The organism is Faecalibacter rhinopitheci, assembly GCF_015234135.1.
Lineage (GTDB): Bacteria > Bacteroidota > Bacteroidia > Flavobacteriales > Weeksellaceae > Empedobacter > Empedobacter rhinopitheci.
Genome location: NZ_JADGIK010000002.1, coordinates 1 through 22,876, shown reverse-complemented (window position 1 = coordinate 22,876; position 22,876 = coordinate 1). Strand labels below are relative to the sequence as shown.

21 protein-coding genes are annotated in these 22,876 nt (G+C 30.1%); 10 read left to right on the top strand and 11 right to left on the bottom strand.

What is annotated here, in order from left to right:
• Window positions 1–4: 4 nt before the first annotated feature.
• The 3 genes from IM532_RS02830 to IM532_RS02820 form a co-directional block, all read right to left on the bottom strand.
• Complete coding sequence (locus IM532_RS02830; protein ID WP_194181941.1) at window positions 5–553, bottom strand: YeeE/YedE family protein; 549 nt, start codon at window positions 551–553, stop codon at window positions 5–7.
• Between the two features lie 108 nt (window positions 554–661).
• The gene (locus tag IM532_RS02825; protein ID WP_194181940.1) at window positions 662–967 is read right to left on the bottom strand and encodes a rhodanese-like domain-containing protein; all 306 of its coding nucleotides are present in this window, start codon (window positions 965–967) and stop codon (window positions 662–664) included.
• 23 nt (window positions 968–990) lie between these two features.
• Complete coding sequence (locus IM532_RS02820; RefSeq protein ID WP_194181939.1) at window positions 991–2,403, bottom strand: MBL fold metallo-hydrolase; 1,413 nt, start codon at window positions 2,401–2,403, stop codon at window positions 991–993.
• A 604-nt stretch (window positions 2,404–3,007) separates the two neighbouring features.
• On the opposite strand from IM532_RS02820, the gene IM532_RS02815 reads away from it, so the two are divergent.
• The 3 genes from IM532_RS02815 to IM532_RS02805 all read left to right on the top strand — a co-directional run bounded on the left by IM532_RS02815 (window position 3,008) and on the right by IM532_RS02805 (window position 5,508).
• Window positions 3,008–3,154, top strand: a complete 147-nt coding sequence (locus IM532_RS02815; RefSeq protein WP_194181938.1) for a hypothetical protein — start codon at window positions 3,008–3,010, stop codon at window positions 3,152–3,154.
• 59 nt (window positions 3,155–3,213) lie between these two features.
• On the top strand, window positions 3,214–3,618 hold the full coding sequence (locus IM532_RS02810) for a hypothetical protein (protein WP_194181937.1): 405 nt from the start codon (window positions 3,214–3,216) through the stop codon (window positions 3,616–3,618).
• Between the two features lie 759 nt (window positions 3,619–4,377).
• Window positions 4,378–5,508 carry a hypothetical protein gene (locus IM532_RS02805; RefSeq protein ID WP_194181936.1) on the top strand — a complete coding sequence of 377 codons (1,131 nt, stop codon included), beginning with the start codon at window positions 4,378–4,380 and terminating at the stop codon, window positions 5,506–5,508.
• Window positions 5,509–5,625: 117 nt separating this feature from the next.
• Here IM532_RS02805 and IM532_RS13760 read toward each other — a convergent pair whose 3' ends face one another.
• Window positions 5,626–5,757, bottom strand: coding sequence for a hypothetical protein (locus IM532_RS13760; protein ID WP_262892199.1), 132 nt, complete (start codon window positions 5,755–5,757; stop codon window positions 5,626–5,628).
• 141 nt (window positions 5,758–5,898) lie between these two features.
• On the opposite strand from IM532_RS13760, the gene IM532_RS02800 reads away from it, so the two are divergent.
• Complete coding sequence (locus IM532_RS02800) at window positions 5,899–9,660, top strand: type IIG restriction enzyme/methyltransferase (RefSeq protein WP_194181935.1); 3,762 nt, start codon at window positions 5,899–5,901, stop codon at window positions 9,658–9,660.
• Here IM532_RS02800 and IM532_RS02795 read toward each other — a convergent pair.
• Window positions 9,647–10,249 carry a TaqI-like C-terminal specificity domain-containing protein gene (locus IM532_RS02795; protein WP_194182335.1) on the bottom strand — a complete coding sequence of 201 codons (603 nt, stop codon included), beginning with the start codon at window positions 10,247–10,249 and terminating at the stop codon, window positions 9,647–9,649. The two genes, IM532_RS02800 and IM532_RS02795, sit on opposite strands and share 14 nt — an antisense overlap.
• A 122-nt stretch (window positions 10,250–10,371) precedes the next feature.
• On the opposite strand from IM532_RS02795, the gene IM532_RS02790 reads away from it, so the two are divergent.
• From IM532_RS02790 to IM532_RS02780, 3 genes are all read left to right on the top strand, one after another.
• Complete coding sequence (locus tag IM532_RS02790; RefSeq protein ID WP_194181934.1) at window positions 10,372–10,992, top strand: master DNA invertase Mpi family serine-type recombinase; 621 nt, start codon at window positions 10,372–10,374, stop codon at window positions 10,990–10,992.
• Window positions 10,993–11,094: 102 nt separating this feature from the next.
• Window positions 11,095–11,676: a Panacea domain-containing protein gene (locus IM532_RS02785; protein WP_194181933.1), complete on the top strand. Its 582-nt coding sequence runs from the start codon at window positions 11,095–11,097 to the stop codon at window positions 11,674–11,676.
• Window positions 11,677–11,679: 3 nt separating this feature from the next.
• Entirely contained in the window at window positions 11,680–12,123 is a 444-nt protein-coding gene (locus IM532_RS02780) for a hypothetical protein (protein WP_194181932.1), read from the top strand.
• Window positions 12,124–12,223: 100 nt separating this feature from the next.
• On the opposite strand, the gene IM532_RS02775 is transcribed toward IM532_RS02780, so the two are convergent.
• The 6 genes from IM532_RS02775 to IM532_RS02750 all read right to left on the bottom strand — a co-directional run bounded on the left by IM532_RS02775 (window position 12,224) and on the right by IM532_RS02750 (window position 17,220).
• Window positions 12,224–13,090 (bottom strand): FRG domain-containing protein, encoded by an 867-nt coding sequence (locus IM532_RS02775; protein ID WP_194181931.1) that lies wholly within the window; start codon window positions 13,088–13,090, stop codon window positions 12,224–12,226.
• A gap of 1,593 nt (window positions 13,091–14,683) precedes the next feature.
• Window positions 14,684–15,328, bottom strand: coding sequence for a hypothetical protein (locus tag IM532_RS02770; RefSeq protein WP_194181930.1), 645 nt, complete (start codon window positions 15,326–15,328; stop codon window positions 14,684–14,686).
• 137 nt (window positions 15,329–15,465) lie between these two features.
• The gene (locus tag IM532_RS02765; RefSeq protein ID WP_194182349.1) at window positions 15,466–15,630 is read right to left on the bottom strand and encodes a hypothetical protein; all 165 of its coding nucleotides are present in this window, start codon (window positions 15,628–15,630) and stop codon (window positions 15,466–15,468) included.
• Window positions 15,617–15,796, bottom strand: a complete 180-nt coding sequence (locus tag IM532_RS02760) for a hypothetical protein (protein ID WP_228063639.1) — start codon at window positions 15,794–15,796, stop codon at window positions 15,617–15,619. Before IM532_RS02760 ends, IM532_RS02765 begins: the two co-directional genes overlap by 14 nt.
• A 264-nt stretch (window positions 15,797–16,060) precedes the next feature.
• A complete protein-coding gene (locus tag IM532_RS02755; RefSeq protein WP_194181928.1) occupies window positions 16,061–16,465 on the bottom strand; it encodes a DUF5675 family protein in 405 nt (134 codons plus the stop codon).
• The gene (locus IM532_RS02750; RefSeq protein ID WP_194181927.1) at window positions 16,465–17,220 is read right to left on the bottom strand and encodes a hypothetical protein; all 756 of its coding nucleotides are present in this window, start codon (window positions 17,218–17,220) and stop codon (window positions 16,465–16,467) included. The genes IM532_RS02755 and IM532_RS02750 overlap by 1 nt, the downstream gene beginning before the upstream one ends.
• Window positions 17,221–18,484: 1,264 nt before the next feature.
• Between IM532_RS02750 and IM532_RS02745 the strand changes: the two genes are divergently transcribed.
• The 3 genes from IM532_RS02745 to IM532_RS02735 form a co-directional block, all read left to right on the top strand.
• Window positions 18,485–19,171, top strand: coding sequence for a T9SS type A sorting domain-containing protein (locus IM532_RS02745; protein ID WP_194181926.1), 687 nt, complete (start codon window positions 18,485–18,487; stop codon window positions 19,169–19,171).
• A gap of 2 nt (window positions 19,172–19,173) precedes the next feature.
• On the top strand, window positions 19,174–22,515 hold the full coding sequence (locus IM532_RS02740) for an RHS repeat protein (RefSeq protein ID WP_194181925.1): 3,342 nt from the start codon (window positions 19,174–19,176) through the stop codon (window positions 22,513–22,515).
• 10 nt (window positions 22,516–22,525) lie between these two features.
• Window positions 22,526–22,876 (top strand): DUF6443 domain-containing protein (locus tag IM532_RS02735; protein WP_194181924.1); only part of this gene is annotated, 351 nt, incomplete at its 3' end.

Genomic DNA, 22,876 nt, shown 5'->3' with positions numbered 1-22,876 from the left:
CGTTCTAAAAAATTAAAGGGAATAAAAGGTGAGTCATAATCAAACCACCAATAAAAAATCCGATGACAGCAATTAATGATGAAATCTGCAAATCACTCAATCCTGAAATTGCATGTCCAGATGTACATCCACCGGCATAACGTGTTCCAAATCCAACCAATAATCCACCGACTACTAATAATACAATATTTTTTGGCGTTAGATTTTCAAAAATTTCTGTAGGAGAATAAGCTTTACCAGCACTAGCAAAACCTAAGTCATTCAACTGCTGAATCGTTTGCTCTGAAATCGCAGGAATTTGATGATCTGATAATAAATGTGCTGCGATAAATCCACCCAAGATTGCTCCTATAAGGAATAAAAGATTCCATTTTTGTGCTTTCCAATTAAAGGCAAAAAAATCACACGATTTTCCAGCGCCCATTGCTGCACATATCGTTCTAAAGTTGGAAGAGAATCCAAAACTTTTTCCTAAATAAATTAACAATAACATAATTATTGCAATTAATGGTCCACCAATATACCATGGCCATGGTTGTAATATAAATTCCATTAGTTTATATATTCTTTAATTTTATTCTTTAAGTCTTCAGGGAATAAAACCCAATAATATTTCCAAATCAATTGATTGTTTTGAAATAGCATTAAAATATCGAATTTCTTACGGTTGAACACCTGTCTTCACTTCTTGGACATTTTGCCATGTACCACCATTTAATACATTGGTAAAACCATTGTTTTCTAAGATAACCTTCGCTTGTCCACTTCTATTTCCGCTTCTACAGAAAACAACAATTTCAGAATGATTTTTAAATTTTTCTAATTGATTTTCCACTTGGTCCAAAGGAATATTTGTAGAACCTGATACATGACCTTCAGCAAATTCTTCCGGCGTACGTACATCGACTAAAAATGCATTATTCTTTATATAAGACACTAACTTTTCTTTATTATATCCTGATAACATATTAATTATTTTTTGAAATATGATTATTTTAAAACTTTACTTTGACATATAAAATCTGTTTTTGGAACAGAAGTTTGCGCTATTGCACCAAATCCACCTTCAATTTCTGTGAAGTTTCGGTAGCCTCTGGCTTGTAAGATACTTGCGGCAATCATACTTCTATATCCTCCCGCACAATGGATATAAAAATGTTGTGTTGGATCAATCGTATTTATCCATTCGTTGATATACGCTAAAGGTTTACTATACGCATCATTGATATGCTCTGCTGCATATTCTGATTCTTTACGTACATCAATCACTGTAACTTCTTTATTTTCTATTTCCTGCGCAAAATGTGATGCAGTAATGCGATTAACCGTGTCAATTTCTTTGCCTGCATTCACCCATGCTTGGAAACCTCCAGCTAAATGTCCTAAGACATGATCAAATCCTACACGACTTAAACGAGTCACAGCTTCTTCTTCGTCTCCTGCATCAGTGACTAATAAAATGGGTTGATTTACATCCACAATCATAGCGCCTACCCAAGGTGCAAAATCGCCAGATAAACCGATATTCACCGACTGTGGGATAAATCCTTTTGCAAAATCACTATTGGTACGTGTATCTAAAATTAATGCACCACGTTGTTCTGCTAATTGCTCAAATGCTTCTGCTGTTAAGGCTTTCATCCCTTGTGCTAAAACATGCTCGAAACTCTCATATCCTTTTTTGTTCATCGCGACATTCATACCGAAATAAGCTGGAGGTGATAATAAACCATCAGTAACTGCTGCAATAAATGCTTCTTTAGAAGGTTGATTTAAGGCGTAATTTATTTTCTTTTGATTCCCTAAAGTATCAACGGTTTCTTTCATCATGTTCTTGCCACAAGCTGAACCTGCACCGTGTGCTGGATATACTGTTATATCATCTGATAATGGAAGTATTTTAGTGTATAAACTTTCATACAACATACCTGCTAAATCCTCTTGCGTCATATTTGCCGCTTTTTGCGCTAAGTCAGGACGCCCCACATCTCCTAAGAATAATGTATCACCACTGAAAATCGCTGTTTCTTTACCATTTTCATCAATTAATAGATAAGTGGTACTTTCTAAGGTATGACCTGGTGTATGTAATACTTTAATTTTGATGTTTCCGATTTCAAAGATTTGAAGATCTTCCGCAATAGTTGCTTCAAATTCCGGATTTGCTGTAGGTCCGTAAACGATTGGTGCTTTTGTTTTTTGACTTAAGTCTAAATGTCCACTCACAAAGTCAGCATGAAAGTGAGTTTCGAAAATATATTTCAAAGTCACACCATCTTTTTCTAAACGATCGATGTATGGTTGAGTTTCACGAAGTGGATCTATAATTACCGCTTCACCATGACTTTCAATGTAATAAGCGCCTTGTGCTAAACATCCTGTATATATTTGTTCTATTTTCATGATTATTCATTTTGTATTTTGATAGAACAAATTTCATACAATATTCTCACCTAGACTGTTACAATTGTTACAGATTAATATTTAGGATTTCAATTTATTCAGTTAGGTAACTTTACTCTATCAATTTACTTAACAATTTTATCAGATTAACTCCACTAAATATTAACTAGATTATTTATTATCAGATAGATATATTGCATGTTTATTAAAGAATAAACGAAGATCATTTACATATAAATTGAAATAAGAGACACCCTATAAAATCATTCTTTTCTAAATGTCTTATAGTGGTACTTTAAAAATATAGTTTGTGAGATCACTCTCCGCTTATAAAGCCTCGAAGTTTCTACTTCGAAGCTTTTTTTGTCTTAATGTATCTTAATCATATTTCAGGAAAAAATATCCTATAAGTTGCATATATATTTTCTCTAAATTCATCAAAGAAGGTTACAATACAATCCACAAGTACAGCAAAGGAATTCCATACGATTTCCCCATTAAAAACATTTGCTTTGATGATCTAGGTACTGAAAATAACATCAAATATTTCGGTAACGAAGGCAACGTAATGGTTGAGGTTATCTTAAGTCGTTACGACCTTTACATGAATCTAGATATCAAAACCCATATCACAACCAATCTATCAGCATCCGAAATCGAAAAGTATTACACAGAACGTGTCCGTTCTCGATTACGTCAAATGATAAATGTATTATCTGTTACTGCAGAAAGGAAAGATAAGAGAATCTGAATATTTTTTTTATATTCGCTTTAAATCATACACTTACTAAAATCTAAAAAAACTTATAAATGAAAAAAAACTTACTCTTTTTATTCCTATCAATAGGGACCTTATCATTTGCACAAAAAAAAGAATACGACAAAGATTTAATCGGATGTTTTAAAGGATCTGAGCAGAATCAACAATATAATGGTATTTCAAAATACTGGATTTCTTGTCGATTTGAAAAAGGATTAAGTGTTCTTAATTTTATATCAATTGATGAAGAAGGGAATGTTAAACAACATACTGAGAATGGGAAATGGTGGACCAATAATGGAAAATACTATGAGTTCCATAAAAATAGTAATCTAACAGATATTTATACTTACCAAACACTTAAAAATGGTGATGTAGCTTTTAAATCCATAAAGATTATTGGTGAAGATAATGACACTTACGAATTTGTAGATTATAAGATTAAAGAAGATTAATTTGTAAATACATAAGCTTCGATCTTTTATACTAAAAAGTAATAAAAAATAAACTCCCAACCTCAACTCCCAGTTGAGGTTTTTTTATTCACGATAATACTTTCGTCACTTCGAGTGATTTTCGTTGCCCCAGCATAAGAAAATTGTATCGAGAAGTAAGATATTTGAAATTAAAAGGAGAAATCATAAGATGATTTCGGTAGTGTCATCCTGAACTCGTTTCAGGATCTCATCCTAATGGTTCTAAATATTAAGTATCATAAATCGTCAGTTCGAGTGAAAGGTGATACCCTTTTGTATCGAGAACTCGACGATTTTTTTATTAAATATATACTTACGCACTCCCATATTTTAATCTCCAAAATTTCATCCAATTGCATGCCATTTCATCAATTTATAGGGAGTAACTAACGTAACTACTTTTTACGAAAAAAGAAAATTGTAAAATCACCAAAATAAAAAACTATCCTCATTGGGATTATTCAACGCAAAGGAGAACCATTGGTTCTCCTTTTGCATTCAATTCTTCGTTTAAATCAGTTATTTCAAAACCTCAAAAAACAAAAATATTCTTTTATTGATTTTTACTTACGCTACTTACGCAAATCAAATACGTATGAATTAACACGTAATAGGTTTAGAAAACAAAAAAATCTTTACCGAAATTATCATACTTAAGTTACATATTGATTTTCAATATAGTTTATTGGTAATATTGTATATTCGTAAATATCTTTTTTCAGGTTTTAATGTATTATAATGACACAGCAAGAGATTATAAATTTTTTTAATAAAGAAAATATTAAGATTTACATACAAGAATTAGTTTATTATTATTTTAATCCTATTATATTTTATGATATTTTCTTTAAAAAAAATACAGTTGATAAAATATACCAAGTCCTATTTTATAGTACTATTATAATTTTAATAGGTTATTATACTTTAAATGATTTATCTGTAAAACAATTGGTACAAGCATTTATATTTGAGGTATTTGTATTGGTTTTAATTATTATTCCTTTTTGTCTTTCAACATTTATTTCGAAAAAGTTTTTAAATGGAAATCTAACTATCGAAAATTCTATCTTCTTTGTTGTTCTTGCAAAAATGATGTACGCACCATTCCAAATAGTATTTTTTTTCTTATTCTTAAAATTTGAAAACTATAATTATCTATTTTTCTCTACATCGTTTGTAATTATTATATTTTTTAATATTTTTTATTTTTCATCATATTTATTTTACAATAGATGGAATATATTTTTTTCGATGATTAATAATTTTATTGTTATTAATTTATTCTTTTTTGGAATGAATTATTTAACACTTGATAATTATTATAAAGAAGAAAAATCATTTTACACTGACTATATATTAGAGGAAAGAGTTAATAATATAGATAAATTCAAAAATATATATAGAATACCTCGTTATCAAATTGTTTATAGTAAGGATAATGTAAATATTGATAGTCATTTTTTATTTTCTTCACCATTTGACTCTACAATGTCAGGGTCTTTTAATATAACTGAAAAATATATTAAAAATCACCATAAAAATATTGTAAGAATTGACTCTATTATTCAAAATTGTAAGTATGAGAGAAATAAAATATTCTTTAATAATTATAAAAACATATTGTTACTAACTGATACAATAATTAATCGTAAAGAATTTTATATAAATGAAGTAACTGAGATACAGAAATTAAATGTTGTAAATAATTTAGCTAAATATGAAAGAAAATATGTAAGTATTCCCAATGATTTGTATAAAAGTAACTTAGAGTTAGTAGAAAATCAAATATCTACAATTGAAAAAAGTGAATTTGCATTTAAACCTTTAGATATATTTAAGTATTTACTTCCTTTAACATATCTAGAATAGAAATATTGTTTAATAAAAAGAGATAATTCTAATCCAAAACCTCCTTGTACCACTTCATCGAAGTTTTTTTTCTTTAAAAACCACCCATTTCACAGTAAGCAGTCATACCAACCAACCTTATTTACCCGGCTTATGCTTATGTGGCTTTAAACTTGGTGTATTGCCTGGAGTTTCTTTATTATCTCGCTGACGGCGGTCTGGTTTTCCCGTAGATTTTGCAATCCTTTTTGGTCCTCTCTTGATACTCATTTAAAAAAAAGTTTTAGTTGAATCCCTAAGTTACAACAATTACTCAACCTATTTTAATTGAGAAAGATAAACAGATGAATAAATTTTAACAATACAATAAATAAGAAAAATATAAGTTAAGATGATACACACTTAACTAATATGAAAATGGTAACTATCGTTAAAGCTTTAAATCCTGCTTATCGTCAATTTAAACCAATCCGTAAAGACGTTGATAATTTTAAATCTGAATTATTAGCCTGTTTAGAGTCCATTGAAATCAGTGACAACAGAAACGAATCGGAGGAACATCTTAAAGAACCGATCAAGCGCTTTTTAACGAATACTTTTTACCAAAAAAACTTAATCAATACCAAAGATCGTATCGACTTAGCCATTTATTTAGATAATACAGCTAAAAGCGATGTAGGTGTGATTATAGAAGCAAAAAGGCCTAGCAACAAAGCCGAATTTATTTCTACAACTAATATCAATAAAAAAGCGCTACAGGAAGTCCTTTTATACTACCTACGCGAACGTATCGATTATAAGAATAACAACATCAAACAGATTATTGTGACTAATGGTTTCGAATGGTTCTTTTTCAAAGGGGAAGACTTCTACGATCATTTTTACAAAAATGCAGAGTTAGCAAAAGAATATGCGCGTTTCCGTGATGGTTTAAAAGACACTGCAAAAAACGAACTATTTTATAAAGAAATTGCTGCAACTTATATTGAAAAGGTAAAAGATGTTTTACCTTATATACACGTTAAGCTAGATTCGAAAGAAATTACCAAATACAACGATACGAAGATCAGTAACTTGTACAAATTATTTTCAGATACGCATTTATTAGGTAAAGCATTTGGTAACGATAGCAATAAGCTAAATAGCGATTTCTACAAAGAATTACTGCATATTATTGGGTTAGAAGAAATCAAAGAAAAAACAGGTTCTAAAAAGGTGATTGTTCGAAAAGAGGTAAAAGAACGTGATTATGCTTCAATCCTAGAAAATACCATTTTTACTTTAGAAGATAAAAATTATTTAGACCGTGTAACTCATATTCCAAACTCGCCAGAAAAAGCGTTTAATGTAGGATTAGAATTATGCATCAATTGGATCAATCGTATTTTGTTTCTAAAGTTATTAGAATCTCAATTGGTCAGTTACAACAAGTCCAAAGATTATAAATTCCTAAACTTCGATTTTCTAAACGGCTACGATGCATTAAATGATTTATTCTTTTCTGCATTGGCAAAACCATTAAACGAACGTCACGACAAATACAAAGAACGTTTCAAACATATTCCATACTTAAACAGTAGCTTGTTCGAACATAGTGAAATGGAGCGTTTAACATTCGATATTACGGCACTGAAAGACGAAGAAATGCAAGTCTATTCAGGTACAGTATTAAAAGATAACAACGGTAAAAAATTAACCGGTAAACTAAATACGCTCGATTACATTTTTAGGTTTTTAGATGCTTACGATTTTTCTGCGGATGCCAATACAGATATCGAAGAAGAACAAAATGGTAAAACATTAATCAATGCTTCGGTCTTAGGTCTTATCTTCGAAAAAATCAACGGATACAAAGACGGTTCCTTCTATACGCCTGGATATATAACGATGTTTATGTGCAAAGAAGCCATAAGAGAGGCTGTGGTAGATAAATTTAAAGATGAACATCATTCATCTATCGAAACTTTTGATGATGTAAAAGATTACTGTGAAAATTTCTTTAAAAAAGATGATCGCATCAAGTTCAACAATACCATCAATAATTTAAAAATTTGTGATCCAGCAGTTGGTTCTGGACATTTCTTAGTTTCGGCTTTAAACGAATTAATTGCAGTGAAAAGCGAATTAGGGATTCTAGCAAACGAACAAGGTGAAAAAATTCCTTGTGAAGTGACGGTAGAGAACGATGAATTATACATTGCTTACAACGAAGGCGAATTATTCGAATACAATCGTCAAGATGTAAATAGCCTACGCATTCAGAAAACATTATTCCATGAGAAACAAACGCTAATCGAAAATTGTTTATTTGGAGTAGATATCAATCCAAATTCAGTAAATATTTGTCGTTTACGATTATGGATAGAGTTGTTAAAGAATGCTTATTACACTTCTGAAGGAGAACTGCAAACTTTACCGAATATTGACATCAACATCAAATGCGGGAACTCATTAGTAAGCCGTTTTAAATTAGACGATAGTTTAAAACAAGCCTTCAAAAACAAAGAAGTGGGCTATTCGATTGAAGATTATAAAGCAGCCGTAAGCGAGTATAAACAAACCAATAGCAAGGCGAAAAAAGGGGAAGTTGAAACCATTATCCGAAACATCAAAAATAATTTCAGAACAACTTTAGATGCTAAAATCAAAGAAAAAATTTCAAAAGCCATAGGTGAGTTCGAAAATGAAAAGCTTCGTTTAGATAACTTAGTATTATTTGGCGAAAAGATTAAAAAAGCGGACAAAGACAATTTAAAAAAATTAAAACTTAAAGCTGAAAAACTAGAAAAAGAGAAACAAGAAATTTTGGACAACGTAATGTTCCAAAATAGTTTCGAGTGGCGTTTCGAGTTTCCGGAAGTTCTAGCCGATGATGGTTCTTACTTAGGCTTTGATGTCATCATTGGGAATCCGCCTTATATTCAATTACAGAAAATGAAGGAAGCAAGCGAAATGCTTCAAAAATTAGGGTATGCGTCGTTTGCGCGCACGGGCGATATCTACAGTTTGTTTTACGAATTGGGTAATAATATTTTAAATATAAACGGCTGCTTAATATTTATCACATCCAATAAATGGATGCGTGCGGCCTATGGGGAAAGCTTAAGACAATATTTTATAGAGAAAACAAATCCTAAAATTTTAATTGATTTTGGTGGGATTCAAATATTTGATTCTGCAACTGTTGATACCAATATCCTAATGTTTAAGAAACAACAAAATCAACACCAAACCCTAGCTTGTATTGTAAAAGAAAAAGTGATAAATAATTTGGGGGATTATTTTAGTCAAAACCAAACATTAACCGACTTCAATTCTCCTGAAAGTTGGGTGGTTTTATCTCCCATAGAGCAAAGCATAAAGGCGAAAATAGAAGCAGTTGGTACACCTTTAAAGGATTGGGATATTAGAATAAATTATGGCATTAAAACAGGATTTAATGATGCATTTATTATTGATGGTAAAAAGCGCGAAGAACTAATAAATCAAGACCCAAAATCTGCCGAAATTATACGACCGTTACTACGTGGACGTGATATTAAGCGTTATTCTTATGATTTTGCGGATTTATACTTACTTTATATTCCTTGGCATTTCCCTTTACATAAAGATCCAAATATTAAAGGAGCATCCTTAGAAGCGGAAGAAGCATTTAAGAATCAATACCCTGCAATATATAATCACTTATTAAAATTTAAAACTGAATTATCAAACCGTAATCAAGCAGAAACGGGAATACGTTACGAATGGTATGCTTTACAACGTTGGGGAGCAAATTATATGGACGATTTTTTTCAACAGAAAATTCTTTTTCAAGAAATGGTACAAGAATCTAGTTTTGTACTTGACATTGAAGGAAAATTCCTATGTTTAGATACTGCTAGATTTATTATTGGAAAAGATTTAAATATTCTTTTATTACTAATGAATTCAAAATTATTTTTCTTTAGCATAAAGTATTTTTATGGTGGAGGTGGTTTAGGTGAAAATGGAATAAGAATGAAACATACATTCTTTAATAAATTTCATATATCTAATTCTTTAAAAGATTATAAGGATTTAATTAATGAATATTTAAACGAGCCTGTGAAAAATACATTTTTAATAGATGAATTAATTTATCAAAACTATAATTTATCAGTTGAAGAAATAGAATTTATTAATTCTCAATAAATTCTATTTCTTCACTATTTAATTCAAAATACTTATATAATGTAGTATTTAAGTAGTTATCCAATTCTATATTATTAAGTCTTGATTTGATTACTTCGTTAATTTCAAAAGGTAAATTTAAATTAATCGGAATATTTTCTAAAACAGTTGAATACAATTGAACTCCACCACCTTGTACTTCAGCTGTTGTTGTTAATTTTAAATACCAATCATATAATTTACTATTCATTAACCCCATAAAATTTAATAATTGAGTTTCACTCCCTATCATAATATTCACGGCATTATTGCACATATGCGAATGTTCATCATAACAGAAATTAATATTTGAACCTATAATTTTCCACATAACTTTTGGTCTAAAAAAATCGTCCATATAAGCACAGTTCCTTAAGTTATAAGGAGTATCGCCTTTATCCGTTCGCTTTTCAAGTTGAGGATAAAATTGGTCCAAATGTGCTTTAATTGCAGGGTAATTGTTTATATTGACTGGTTTTATGCCTTTTTCTTTGATCCCATTATGGGATGTAATTAACCATAAATCAGCAAAATCATAACTGTATTTTTTGATGTCCCTGCCGCGTAAAATAGGTCGATTATTTTAAACAGTTTTTTATCGGATAAATAAAATAAATCCAAAACTGTATAAAAAAATAGTCTTTATTTTTTTTAGACAATTTCTCTTCATTTTTGCACCAAATTAAATGAAGAATGATTTACGGATACATCAGAGTAAGTACAGACAAACAAACAGTAGAAAATCAACGATTCGAAATCAACCAATTCTGCGATAATCAACAACTATTCGTAAGCAAATGGATCGAAGAAACAATTTCAGGAGCCAAGCAAGTAGAAGACCGTAAACTAGGGAAATTATTAAAAAAAATGAAACCTGGCGATATCTTAGTTTGTTCCGAACTATCTCGTTTAGGGCGTAACCTCTTAATGATTATGGGAGTCCTAAACGAATGCATGAACAGAGACATCCAAGTATGGACCATCAAAGACAATTACAGATTAGGGAGCGATATCAATTCAAAAGTATTAGCTTTTGCTTTTGGGCTTTCCGCCGAAATCGAGCGTAATCTAATCTCTCAACGTACCAAAGAAGCATTAGCACGCAAAAAAGCTGAAGGTGTTATTCTCGGTCGTCCAAAAGGAAGAAAGTCGTCCAAAACCAAATTAACAGGGCAAGAAAAACAAATCAAAGAGCTTTTAGACAAAAATGTATCATACAGCGCAATTGGTCGAATTTTAGGGGTCCATCGCCTTACGGTTACATCTTTCATCAAAAACAATCCTGATATTGTAACCACCAAATCAGATTTTTAAATCGAGCGACTCAATCTTTTAACGCCTTATATAGAGATAATTTACGAACTTAATTGTAATTTTGTAATACACAATAACTACAGCACTAATTAAATCTAATCAATGACAAAACAAGAACAAATAGACAAATTAGGCAACACGATTATTTATTTAGCCGATCGAATGGAAAACCTTTCCAAAACGAAATTACTGAAACTAATTTATTTATTAGACGAATATGCAGTAAAGAAGTTTGGTATTCCTTTTTTTGGGTTTAATTATGAAGTGTGGCGTCTTGGTCCTGTTTGTCAAGAAGTTTTTGCTGAATTAAATGCAGAGGAAGAAGAACTAACTTTTTTAGATCGTTTTATTACTTTAGACCGACAAGATAATACAACTTACATCAAAAGTAAAGGTGAATTTAACGATGATGAATTCTCAACGAATGATTTAAAATTATTAGAAGAAGTTACTGCATCATTTAAAAATGCTACAGCAAATCAATTAATTGATATTACTCATCAAAAAGGGAGTTTATGGTACAATGTGGCTCTAAAAAATGATTTGTTAGAACCTTTCGATAAGAAATTTAAAAATACTTCAAATCACGAAATTCAATTTGAAGAATTAATTAAACAAGATCAAGTAAAAGCGAATCTATACCACGATTACAAAGAATTCACAACTTTTACGAAAGCATTCTAATCAATGAAGGAAGGTACAATTCTCTATATCTATGATTATGTATTTGAAAATGGACAATCAAAAAACAAATACTTTCTAGTAATAAAGGATATTGAAAAACATAATTCAATTTTAATATCATTACCCTCAAGTAAAGATTATATTCCTGCGACTACGCAAGTAGAACACGGATGTATTGATTTATCTACTGTAGCGAATCAAACATCTTACTGTTTCAAAGCTGGTCAAATTGTAACAGAAGATACAAGCTTTTCATTCGATTTAAATACGTTCTTATACGGTGCATACCTAACGATATTAGAAACACAATCATTTAAAGAGAAATACCCCGTTGAAGGAGTTCATTATGATTATATCGGTAAATTATACGATAACGAATTACAAGCCGTAATAAAATGTTTTAAAGAAGCTGATTCGGTGAAAAACAAGTACAAAAAATTGTTATAAATTTGCAACCATAACAGTGTCCCACTATTCATTTTATGCTTTAATGCTGCACTCAAAAAAAATATTAAATCCAGCTCGTTCTACGCAGCTGGATTATTTTTTAGATACATAAAATTCTTTTAGTTTCACTCATAATATCTTTCCCGATTCCATCTAATCCTGGATAAATTGATTCATTGGTAATTCCTAACCAGGCTAATTCATTTTTTATAATTGTCATTGAATATTTTTCAATAACAATTTTTTGTAAAAACTTATTACAATTCTTATTAGCTAATAATCCATTTATATGACTTCCAAATATCGTAAAGCAAGACTTTTGGCTTTTCATACGTGCATCAAACCAAGTAGGCATGATTGCAATTGGACTCTTTTTATCTAAATCTAAATTCAAATATTTAGTTAATTCATTATTTACATTTTGTAATTCTTTTTCAGCAGTCTGTGGGGTATATATATATTGATGAGTTTGAGCTTGAATACCTTCATATAAATCTGAATATCTATTTAGTTCATATGGATTAAGTAACCAAATCGTTCCATCTGTTTGTGGTTCCTTTTCTACACAAAAATATAACGCAATCAATGCACTTTTAGTCCAATCAAGTAGTCGTGTAGAAATCCCATAATGTTGCATTAAAAAGTACATTTCCCAATCATTATCTAAAAAATTATTCATACTATGATAAGTAGAACTTGATGTTTTAAATTTAGATTTCAAATTGCCCTCAATCAAATTTAAATTATTACACGCTTCTTGGTCTAATTCTAAAAACCAATCTTCTTGTTTTCTTGAAAAATCACGATAAAAGCTAGGTATCAATTGACTATGACCATAAGCTTCATTTTCAGCTCTAAACCACAAATTATCAGGTGTATCTGATATACTATTTCCTAAATCTCTTATAGTATTAATAAACCCCTCAATTGAATTAATTCTAATTCCTTCTAATATATCTTTGTACATTAAATTTTTTATTTAAATATAAATATCTCTAATATAAAATATAGCAATATCGTAAAAAAATAGTTAAGATTTTTATAATCCAGATCAAATCACCAGCGAAATGAAAATCTCATATCCCCAACCAATTTTCTAATAGGTTGGGGATTTCCATCTACCAACAAAAGCAAAAAAACTTAATCCATTAAATACCAAAGTAGGGAGCAACCAGCCGCCCCACCCAAGCTATGTTTACATAACGTGGCATTATAGTCACCTGCGGGCTAACGGGGGACAAGCCCCACTATAATCACATTATGCAAAATAGCCCCTTCCATTACCTGTCCAAAACTAATCGAATCTCATATCGTTTTTTGCACTTGTTGAGGTTTTAAATTATCGCAACAAGCATTTTTGCACAAACGATTTACTCCGTTAGGTTCATTCCACTTTACTTCATTCCATTTCAGTATGAAAATAATGTACTTCCATTTCATTACGTTTCGTTTCATTCACCAAACTCCACAAACCAGCCCTTGCATTCGTTGCTAAGAACTGTTTTTCACAAAGCAGAAAAACAAAAGCAACCAATGCTGATCAGGGCTTTCGTTCTACACAAAAAATCCTTGATAAGCGATAAAAATTTACTTATACTATTTTAATCTTGTATAAACTTAGAAAATTAGTTTTTCTAAAAACGGCCTAACGATTAGCAGACGAGTGTCAATTCATTAAGCGGAACGCAAAAATGTTTACCGACCAACGGGAGCGATTTAAACATTTTAGTGTAGCAAAATGATAATTGACCGTCGAAAATCGTAGCCTTGACTTTTTTGGTTCGTTTTTGTGTCAAGACAAAAATGAACATAGAAATACTATACCTAAGCCACACTGTGGCTTCTCCTTTTAATTTCAAATCCCACCCACCCCCATTAGTAGCTACAGGCTTAGAAAAGCAAAGTTTTATACAAGGTACATTTGTGATTGCGCTAAACAGCAAGTCGCATCACATCGTTCAGTACTCCATTGCAAGCAATTCGTAACCCCTCACTTTTGTGCTGCTTGATTGCTTATTAGCCCACACAAATTGGTTCGGCGTAGTAAAACATCCTGAAGGATGTTCCACTACATATCCTCACCACCTTTTAAAATAGAAGCATGCTTTTCTTCGCCTGCGCATATTTCCCCGATTGAAATTTTTAATGCTAAGAAAAACCACATTGAAAAAAGTCAATTCAACTTTCCAAAAATCCAACAAAAAGAACCGCAAAGGTCTATCAGTTTCATTTTTAGTCAAGGTCAAGCCTTGCAGATTTACATCAAAATCTCCACCTATACAGGTTGTATTTGGATGTAAAACCTTGCCTTAAAAAATGCTCCTGCTATATCGAAGAGCTTTCTTTTTTTTCCTTTTTTCTTTTATTTGAGATTAAGAGGAGAAGCTTAATAAGCTTCGGAATACAGCGCATTTTGAAAGTTAATTTTTCACTTTATCCAAAGTTATAAACTTAAGCAAACCTTTATACGAACCTTGGAACAATTAATTTATTATCCATCGCTAAGCAATTGTAAATTATCCGAGAATTGAAGTAAAAGTATATTTCTCAATTTTAAATATTATTCTTCTACTGGAAAGAAAAGAGAGTCATATAAATTATTTGCATTGCTTATAAAATCATTATAATTCTCTTCTTTATCAGAATAATAAAATAAATCATCTAATTGTGCTTTTTGATAAATGGGACTAGTGTGATCAGCTGAGTTTATTTTTAATCGATAGGATTCATAATCTTTTGTCTTAAGATATTCAAGATAATCTTCGTAAAATGGATGTATGTCAGCTTGATAATTTTCTTTTACAATTTGAAGTGCATGATCAAAATGTTTAAAAGATTCAGTTGTATTATTATTTTTATCCAGTGCAATTCCCATTATCACCTCTTGAGTAAAAGATTTATTTTTTGATAAATCATTAGTCTCATAAACCGCTATGATCTGGTCGTAATCTTTAACTTTCAAAAGAACCTTAAGTAAAATTGTCTTGTTTTTTTTGTTATTGGAAGACGTTTTTTCCATTTCAGCTAATGATTTCAAAATATTATCATACACATAAATTGTATCATTACTTTCAGATAAGGCAAACTTATGTGGAGATAACATAGAGTAATTGATAATTAGATTTCTCTCATGTTCATTATAATTATTACATCCGAAAAAAATTAGTAGTGCTATTAATACAGATATTTTAAGGGTTTTGATCATTAGAATTACAGGTCTTTTAATTTAATAAAATAGAATTAATTAATATTCTTTTATTTTTAAAGCTAATATAATGTACATAAATAAAAATTTGCAATATATATCGATTTAAAAAGGCCCTTTCAACGAAGAGCCTTTTTTTATTTTTCTAATTTTTTAAGAATATACGAAACTACGAAACTCACAAATGCACCTACACCAGCTAAAACCGCAGTTTGTACCAAATCATTTATGCCTAAGTTCCCCGCAATACTAAATAGTGTACCCCAAAGCGTACCCATTTTCAATTGACTATCCTGAATCATGTGTATTGACACCATCTACAACGGTCAATTGGCTGACAGAACTAAGTACTCCACCTGCAACAGTTAAGTATCCGCCAAGATCATTTAACCAACTTGGTAAATCTACCGGAGAGGCTAAAAGCACTCCACCAATTGCAGCTAATACCAAACCAATATTTCGGAGCAATTGAAACAACTTAGGCGTCGGGGATTGAATTCGATCAACTATTTTCATCCGATACTTTTTTTAATTAAACTATAATTCTAAAATAACACTGGCCTAACGATTAGCAGACGAGTGTCAATACATTAAGCGTAACGCAAAAATGTTTACCGACCAACGGGAGCGATTTAAACATTTTAGTGTAGCGAAATGATAATTGACCGTCGAAAATCGTAGCCTTGACCTTTTTGGTTCGTTTTTGTGTCAAGACAAAAATGAACATCTAAATTAAAGTGAAGCAGCTTTGATTTCAAGCTTTACAACTTCACCTTTATCAATCGCCTGATAAACCAAATCCTTCACCTTATTAAAAGCCTTCCGACTTTCCCATCCAATTCCAGCTCCTCCCAAAGAAGTCACTGGAGCAATACAACCTAATAATTCTTTTTTGGCATTATTCGCAGGATGCATCAAAATATAAGTCCTGTTCGGAACATCTTTGAGCAAAATATGCCATCCGTATTTTTGGCTGTATCGTTTCACTAAAACATATTTCCCCTCCGGAATACACGATTTTCTCACTTCATTATTCAACCATGGCAACTCAATCGTATAACAAATAATACCTTTTGCATTTTGCAAAATGCCATTTGTTCCATTAGGGAAATATGAACGGATCAGTTTTAACTTCATTAGACTTGATTTACCTCAATCAATTGCAACGCATTGTACGCACCATTTTTCAGTACATACTTTTCACCATTAATTTCTTGATAGAATTCCACACCCAAAACCAAGAAAATTGGTTCTGTACTATTCGCAGGTAATGTTGTCGCCAAACTAATTGCCGAAGTTTCTACAGAATCATATGGTAAAACACCAGTATCTGCCGTAGACACATTGAAAGAACCATCAATAAAATTAACATCTGATGCTGCAGCTTCAATTTTAAAATGCGTCGTTCCCGATGGTGCATTAATCATATTAATCGGAATAAATGCTGGTATATCAACTTTAACCTCACCTTGTGCACGATCTAACGTCGTTGTGTATGGTGCATAAATCGTTGTCGATAATTTACCATTGATATTGAAATCAAATCCCTTTAATAGTGATAAATCACCGTTAATTACATTCCTTTCTCCACGATCACTAATCATATCAGTCTGAATCACCTTCACCATTTCACGTGTCAAACGTCCAACCATTCTCGAATCAGCAGAGTTTAATAACACTCCTCGAATTGAAGTTCTCAACATCTTTCCAGATGCACCTGCTCGACCAAATTCTTCACCATTTTCACGTGTACGCTGAAAGTTGGGATCATTCATAATTCGTTCCTTATCCACGCCACCTTTTTCACGTGCTAAATACCCTTCTTTTGCTTTATAAAAGGTAATGTCTCCCACAGTACCCAAAAGCTTAATAATACCTTTCTGTCTTGCCATTTTTTTACAACATTTTTTCGTTCAACATTCTGATTTACACCGGTGTACAATACAATGTTAGAAAAAAACGTAACTTTATAAAAACCAGCAAATCCCAAATGACTTTTTATTCATCTTTTGTCACCATTTGACACCTAGATGAGGTATATATACAGTATAGATAAAGCATAGATAGTGTATGAAAATGTATAATTATGCAAAACAAGAAGTTACAACGAATTTGCGTGTACCCGAAAGACATCCAAATCATCACCGGCAAAAGTTATAGACAATCACTTCGCATTTATCACCAAATCAAAAAGCATTACAACAAACAACCTCACCAAGTCATTACCTGGAGGGAATTGGAGGAGTATTTGGGGATGAAGGATAATCGTAATATGGTATAATAGAAAAATATTATCTGATATGAATAATATCACTATATTTTTATTATATATATTTATAGTTTTTTTTTGTTAAAATTTTAACAATTTAATGAATCTAAAACTACTACCAATTTTATTAGTAAGCTTATGCACTAATTCAGTTAAAGCACAAAACGATATTCTTTGGGAAAAAAAGAATAGAACAACAAAAATCAAGTTATCTCTACAATGCAATTTCTACACCTGATTATGGAATTTTATTATTAGGAAGTACTCTTTCTTCTGATATAGGTGATAATCTAAAAAAGAATAATGGACAATCTGATTACTATCTTGTTAAAATAAATGAAGATGGAAATATTGAATGGGAAAATTCTTTTGGAGGTAATAAAATTGACCAATTATTAAATGCTAAACCAACACGTGATGGTGGTTATATATTAATAGGTACATCAAATTCAGATTTATCAGGTGATAAATCTTCTAAAAATTTAGGTCAAAATGATATTTGGGTTATAAAACTTGACCCAAAAGGTAAAATTACTTGGGATGAAACTATTGGCGGTATCGGTGATGATATACCAGTAGATATTATACAAACAAATAATAATGAATACATTATTGCTGGTATTAGTAATTCCCCAAGTGTTATTAAAAGTACAAGATTTCAAAATTCGACTTCGTTCCTAGTAAAATTAGATACTAATGGTCAAAAAAAATGGGAAAAATTATTATCGGATCACACAACTAAAATTATAAAGAATATTTTTTTAGACAATAATAGTTTTAAAGTTTTAGGGAATGATGAATCTGGGGGAAAATCTAGTTTTTTTTCTAACTCTTATGATCATGATGGGAATATAATTTCTGAGATTCTATACGATGATAATTATTTAATGAATGTCATAAAATCTGATAATCAGTACTACTTAACATTAAAAGATATTAAAGGTAGTGAAACAATTAACAAATTAATTGTTTTGGATGAAAATATGTCACAAGTATCATCGACTACTTTAGAAATTAAAAATAACCTTGATTTAAAGGAAATTTTTCTGAATAAAGATTATATTATTTCTACTTCTAATCAAATTAATACTCTTGATGATAAAAAAACTTCGAAAATTCCTGAAAGTTATTATAATTATGAGACATTCGATTTATCAGGAAAAAAATTGAATTCTAAAAAGTTAGGCTTAAAAGGATATAATTATCTAGAAAAATCAATAATAACGAGAGATAATTCCATAATCCTTTTCGGTTCCTCTTCCGAAATAAAAAATAACCTTCAGGACAATAGTCAATTATATCTGGTAAAGATTGGCGATAAAGAAAATCAAAATAATCGCAAATTTATTGAAGCATATCCAAATCCGACTTCTGATTTTGTTAATATTTTAATCAATAAAGATTTTGACAATGCGACTATAGAAATCTACAATATTACTGGACAATACTTACAGTCTATAGTTGTAAAATATAGATCAACTCCTATTTCTTTAGAAAATTATCCAAGTGGGCTTTACATCGCGAAAATCAACTACGATAATCAAACCGAATCTATTAAAATCATTAAAAAGTAGCTATGAATAAAAAAATTATTTTACTCTTTCTATTACAAGGGCTTTTTCTAGAAGCACAAGACAATAAACTTACTCCCGAAATTTTTCCGCCTGCACCAACTTCCAATAGCTTAATGAAATTTGAAGAAGTTCCAGTTAGTTATTACACAGGTGTACCAGATATTAATATACCTATTTATAATTTAAAATCTAAATCACTAGAAATACCTGTTAAACTAAGTTATCATTTACATAATATTAAACCTCAGGATAGAGCTACTGAAGTAGGATTAGGTTGGAGTTTAATCGCAAGTGGATCAATTACTAGAACGATTAAAAGTGGACCAGATGAAAGCAATTTTATACCAAGTACTCAAGGTGGGAAAGCTCAAATAGGTATATATTTTGACGAGTTTACAAATAAATTTATAGATAAAAACTATGCTGCTACTACTATTTCCCAAATTGAAAATGGAAATTTAGGTGATTTATCCAATAATCCTAATTATGGTAAATTAATGTATGAAGCATTTTATTTCAATAAATTTGATACACAATATGATTTGTATCAATATAATTTTTTTGGATATTCAGGTAGATTTATTGTAAAAAAAGATTCTGAAAATAAATTTTATGTTGAAAAACTTGATGTTGATAACTTAGAAATCAAATGTAATTTCGATTCCTTATTTGTTCCTATTTCGTTTACAATTACAGATGAATTAGGTAGAAAATATATTTTCGACGTTCCCGAAACTACAAATCTTACATACACTACGGAAAGAAGAGGTTTGTACAATAGCAATACTATTAATCTTTCTCACGGTACAAATACAAAATCAGCATTTCATCTTAGTAAAATATATGATTTTAATGATAATGTTAATCCTATAGTTAAATTTAATTATAATGATCCAATTGAAATTTCTTTTAATGACGTATCTAATATTACAAGGAATCGATTAAATTATACATCTAATACAGATGAAGATGTAGCAAGACAAAGTGAAGGTAGTTTACCTGCTCTAAAAGAAATAAATATTACAAATAATACTATAAAAATAAGACACTTAAACAATATTGAAATTCCTGGTCAGGGTAAAGTAATTTTCACTTATACACCTGGTAGAGAAGATACTGACTATGGAGGTCGAAATCACATGTATAAATTAGAAAGTATTGCTAAATTTGATAATTATGACAATGAATTAAGTAAATATTCATTTAATTATGATTATTTCCGTTATGGAAATAAAATAAAATTAAAACTTGATAATATTAAACATTTGATTAATAATCAATTTGATAATGACTATGTATTTGAATACAACAATAGTTCAAGTTTGAATTTTGGTATAGATAAATGGGGATGGGCTAATTGTGCTACAAGCGATTTGGATCGTAATGTAGATATCAATTGTATGAAAGTAAATTCTTTAAAATCTATTAAATTACCATTAGGTGGTTTAGAAGTTTTTGATTTTGGACCTAATATTTACTCATTCAATCACAAAGGTGAACCTGTAACATCATTAGAAGAAAATATTATTAATAATGGTAATATTCAATTAGATAAATCTAATATTACAAATTTTAAATCTCTATTTACCTTAGATAGTGACCAAGAGGTTAAATTTGATGTAAATGCCTATGGATTAGATGGAATACCTTGGCAAATTAGATTATACAAAGATGGTATTTTAATAGATGATTACATCGGAAATATAGCAGGAGATGATGTGTATAATACGAGTCCAATATTTAATTTAAAAAAAGGAATTTACAGTGCTAAATTACAAATAATCCAACCTGGATTTAAATACAATGATTATATTAATCTTTACTCATATGTTAAAGAAGTCAAAAGATATGATTATAAAATTGGTGGTGGTTTAAGAATAAATAATATCAAATACTATAATTCTAAAGAGGATTATTTAAGTAGAAAACAACCATCACGAAATATTAGTTATGAATACTCATTACCAACTAATGAGAATTTTAGTTCAGGTAGTCTTGTATTTCCAGAGCCGTTTCATTCATATGATTATTCTTACAGTGCTAGACTAATTTACCCAACATCACTAAGTCATTCAAGTTTGATGTTTAATAGTCAATTTAATCTAATTTCTTCTCAAAATCTTTATCCAGTGCAAAAAACTAAAGGCGGTGATGTAGGTTATAAATATGTTAAGATTATAGAAACGGACGGAAACAATACAAACAATACAATTAATATTTATACATCATCTTTAGATTATCCTAACTTATTTGAATTTGACTTACTACCTCCATATTTGCCTGTAGGAAATTATGATTATAAAAGAGGGCTAAATATTGATAATATTAAAAAAGATAATTATAATAATACTCTTCAGAAAATAAATAATCAATACCAATATAATTTTGAAAAAAGTAAAATAATTGGATTAAATATTCTCTTTGGAAGAAATAGTGAATTTGAATATCTATATGCTTCAAAATTTGATAATTATAATAAATATATAGCATTTTGTGACACTGAAGCTCCTAATATTTTCTGTTACCAAAAAAGACCAGAGTATTTTCTTACTATTAGTGAAGAAAAAGAAGTCATTGGTATTGCTCAAAATATTAATACTAAAACTACTGAGTTCTTAAATGGTTTAGAATTAGTAAACAATTCTATAACTGAATATAACGGTACAAATAAACTATTACCTTCAAAAAATACTACAACCAATTCTAAAGGAGAAACAATTACCACAGAATATCAATATCCACAAGATTGGGCTGCCAATAATAATGTGATGGCTCAAAAATTAGTTGAAGGGAACAGAATAAATGAACCATTAAAAATTGAGAAATTTAACAATTCAATACTTTTAAGCAGTACTTACAATGAATTTCAAGAATTCAATGGTGTAATGCAAAAATCTCGTGTATTCCAGAAAAAAGGTAGCTCATCTATAGTTGAAGGTGATGATGTAATCGCATTCAATAGTTATGATTCTTTTGGAAACATAACCCAATACACACCGAAAAACGGCTCTAGTGTTTCAATCATTTGGGGTTTTAACGGTCAATATCCTGTAGCTAAAATTGAAGGAGATACCTATGCAAATTCAATAACTAAAATTGGTAGTTTATTAACGAAATTGCAGAATGGTACTTTAACACCGAGTGAAGAGAATAGTATTCGTGGATTATTTCCAGATGCAATGATTACGACTTATAAATATAAGCCACTTATAGGTGTTACAAGTATAACTGGACCAAATGGATTAACTGAAATTTATGAATATGATTCTGCAGGTCGTTTAGAGGTTATTCGAAATCATAAAAATGAAATTCTGAAAACTTTCAAATACAATTACAAGAACTAATCTTTAAGCTATGAAATTATTTTGTAAAAAAACACTTCTTTCTAGTGCTTTATTAGCTTTAGGAGTTAGTAATATACACGCCCAATCGACTAATCATAATTATGTTTTAACAAAAGAACCACTTGTTTCAACGACTGATACAGCTCAACTAAATGGAAATCCAAAATTTGAGAATATCAGTTATTTTGATGGTCTAGGTAGACCCACTGTTTCAATTACGAAACCAAATACAGAAAAAGCACTAGCCACTAAAGTGACGTATGATGGTTTTGGACGTACAGATAAAGAATATTTACCAGGTGTAGTTGCTGGAATTAATTTTCCAAGTACGATTAATTATTCAAATTACCCAGAAACGGGA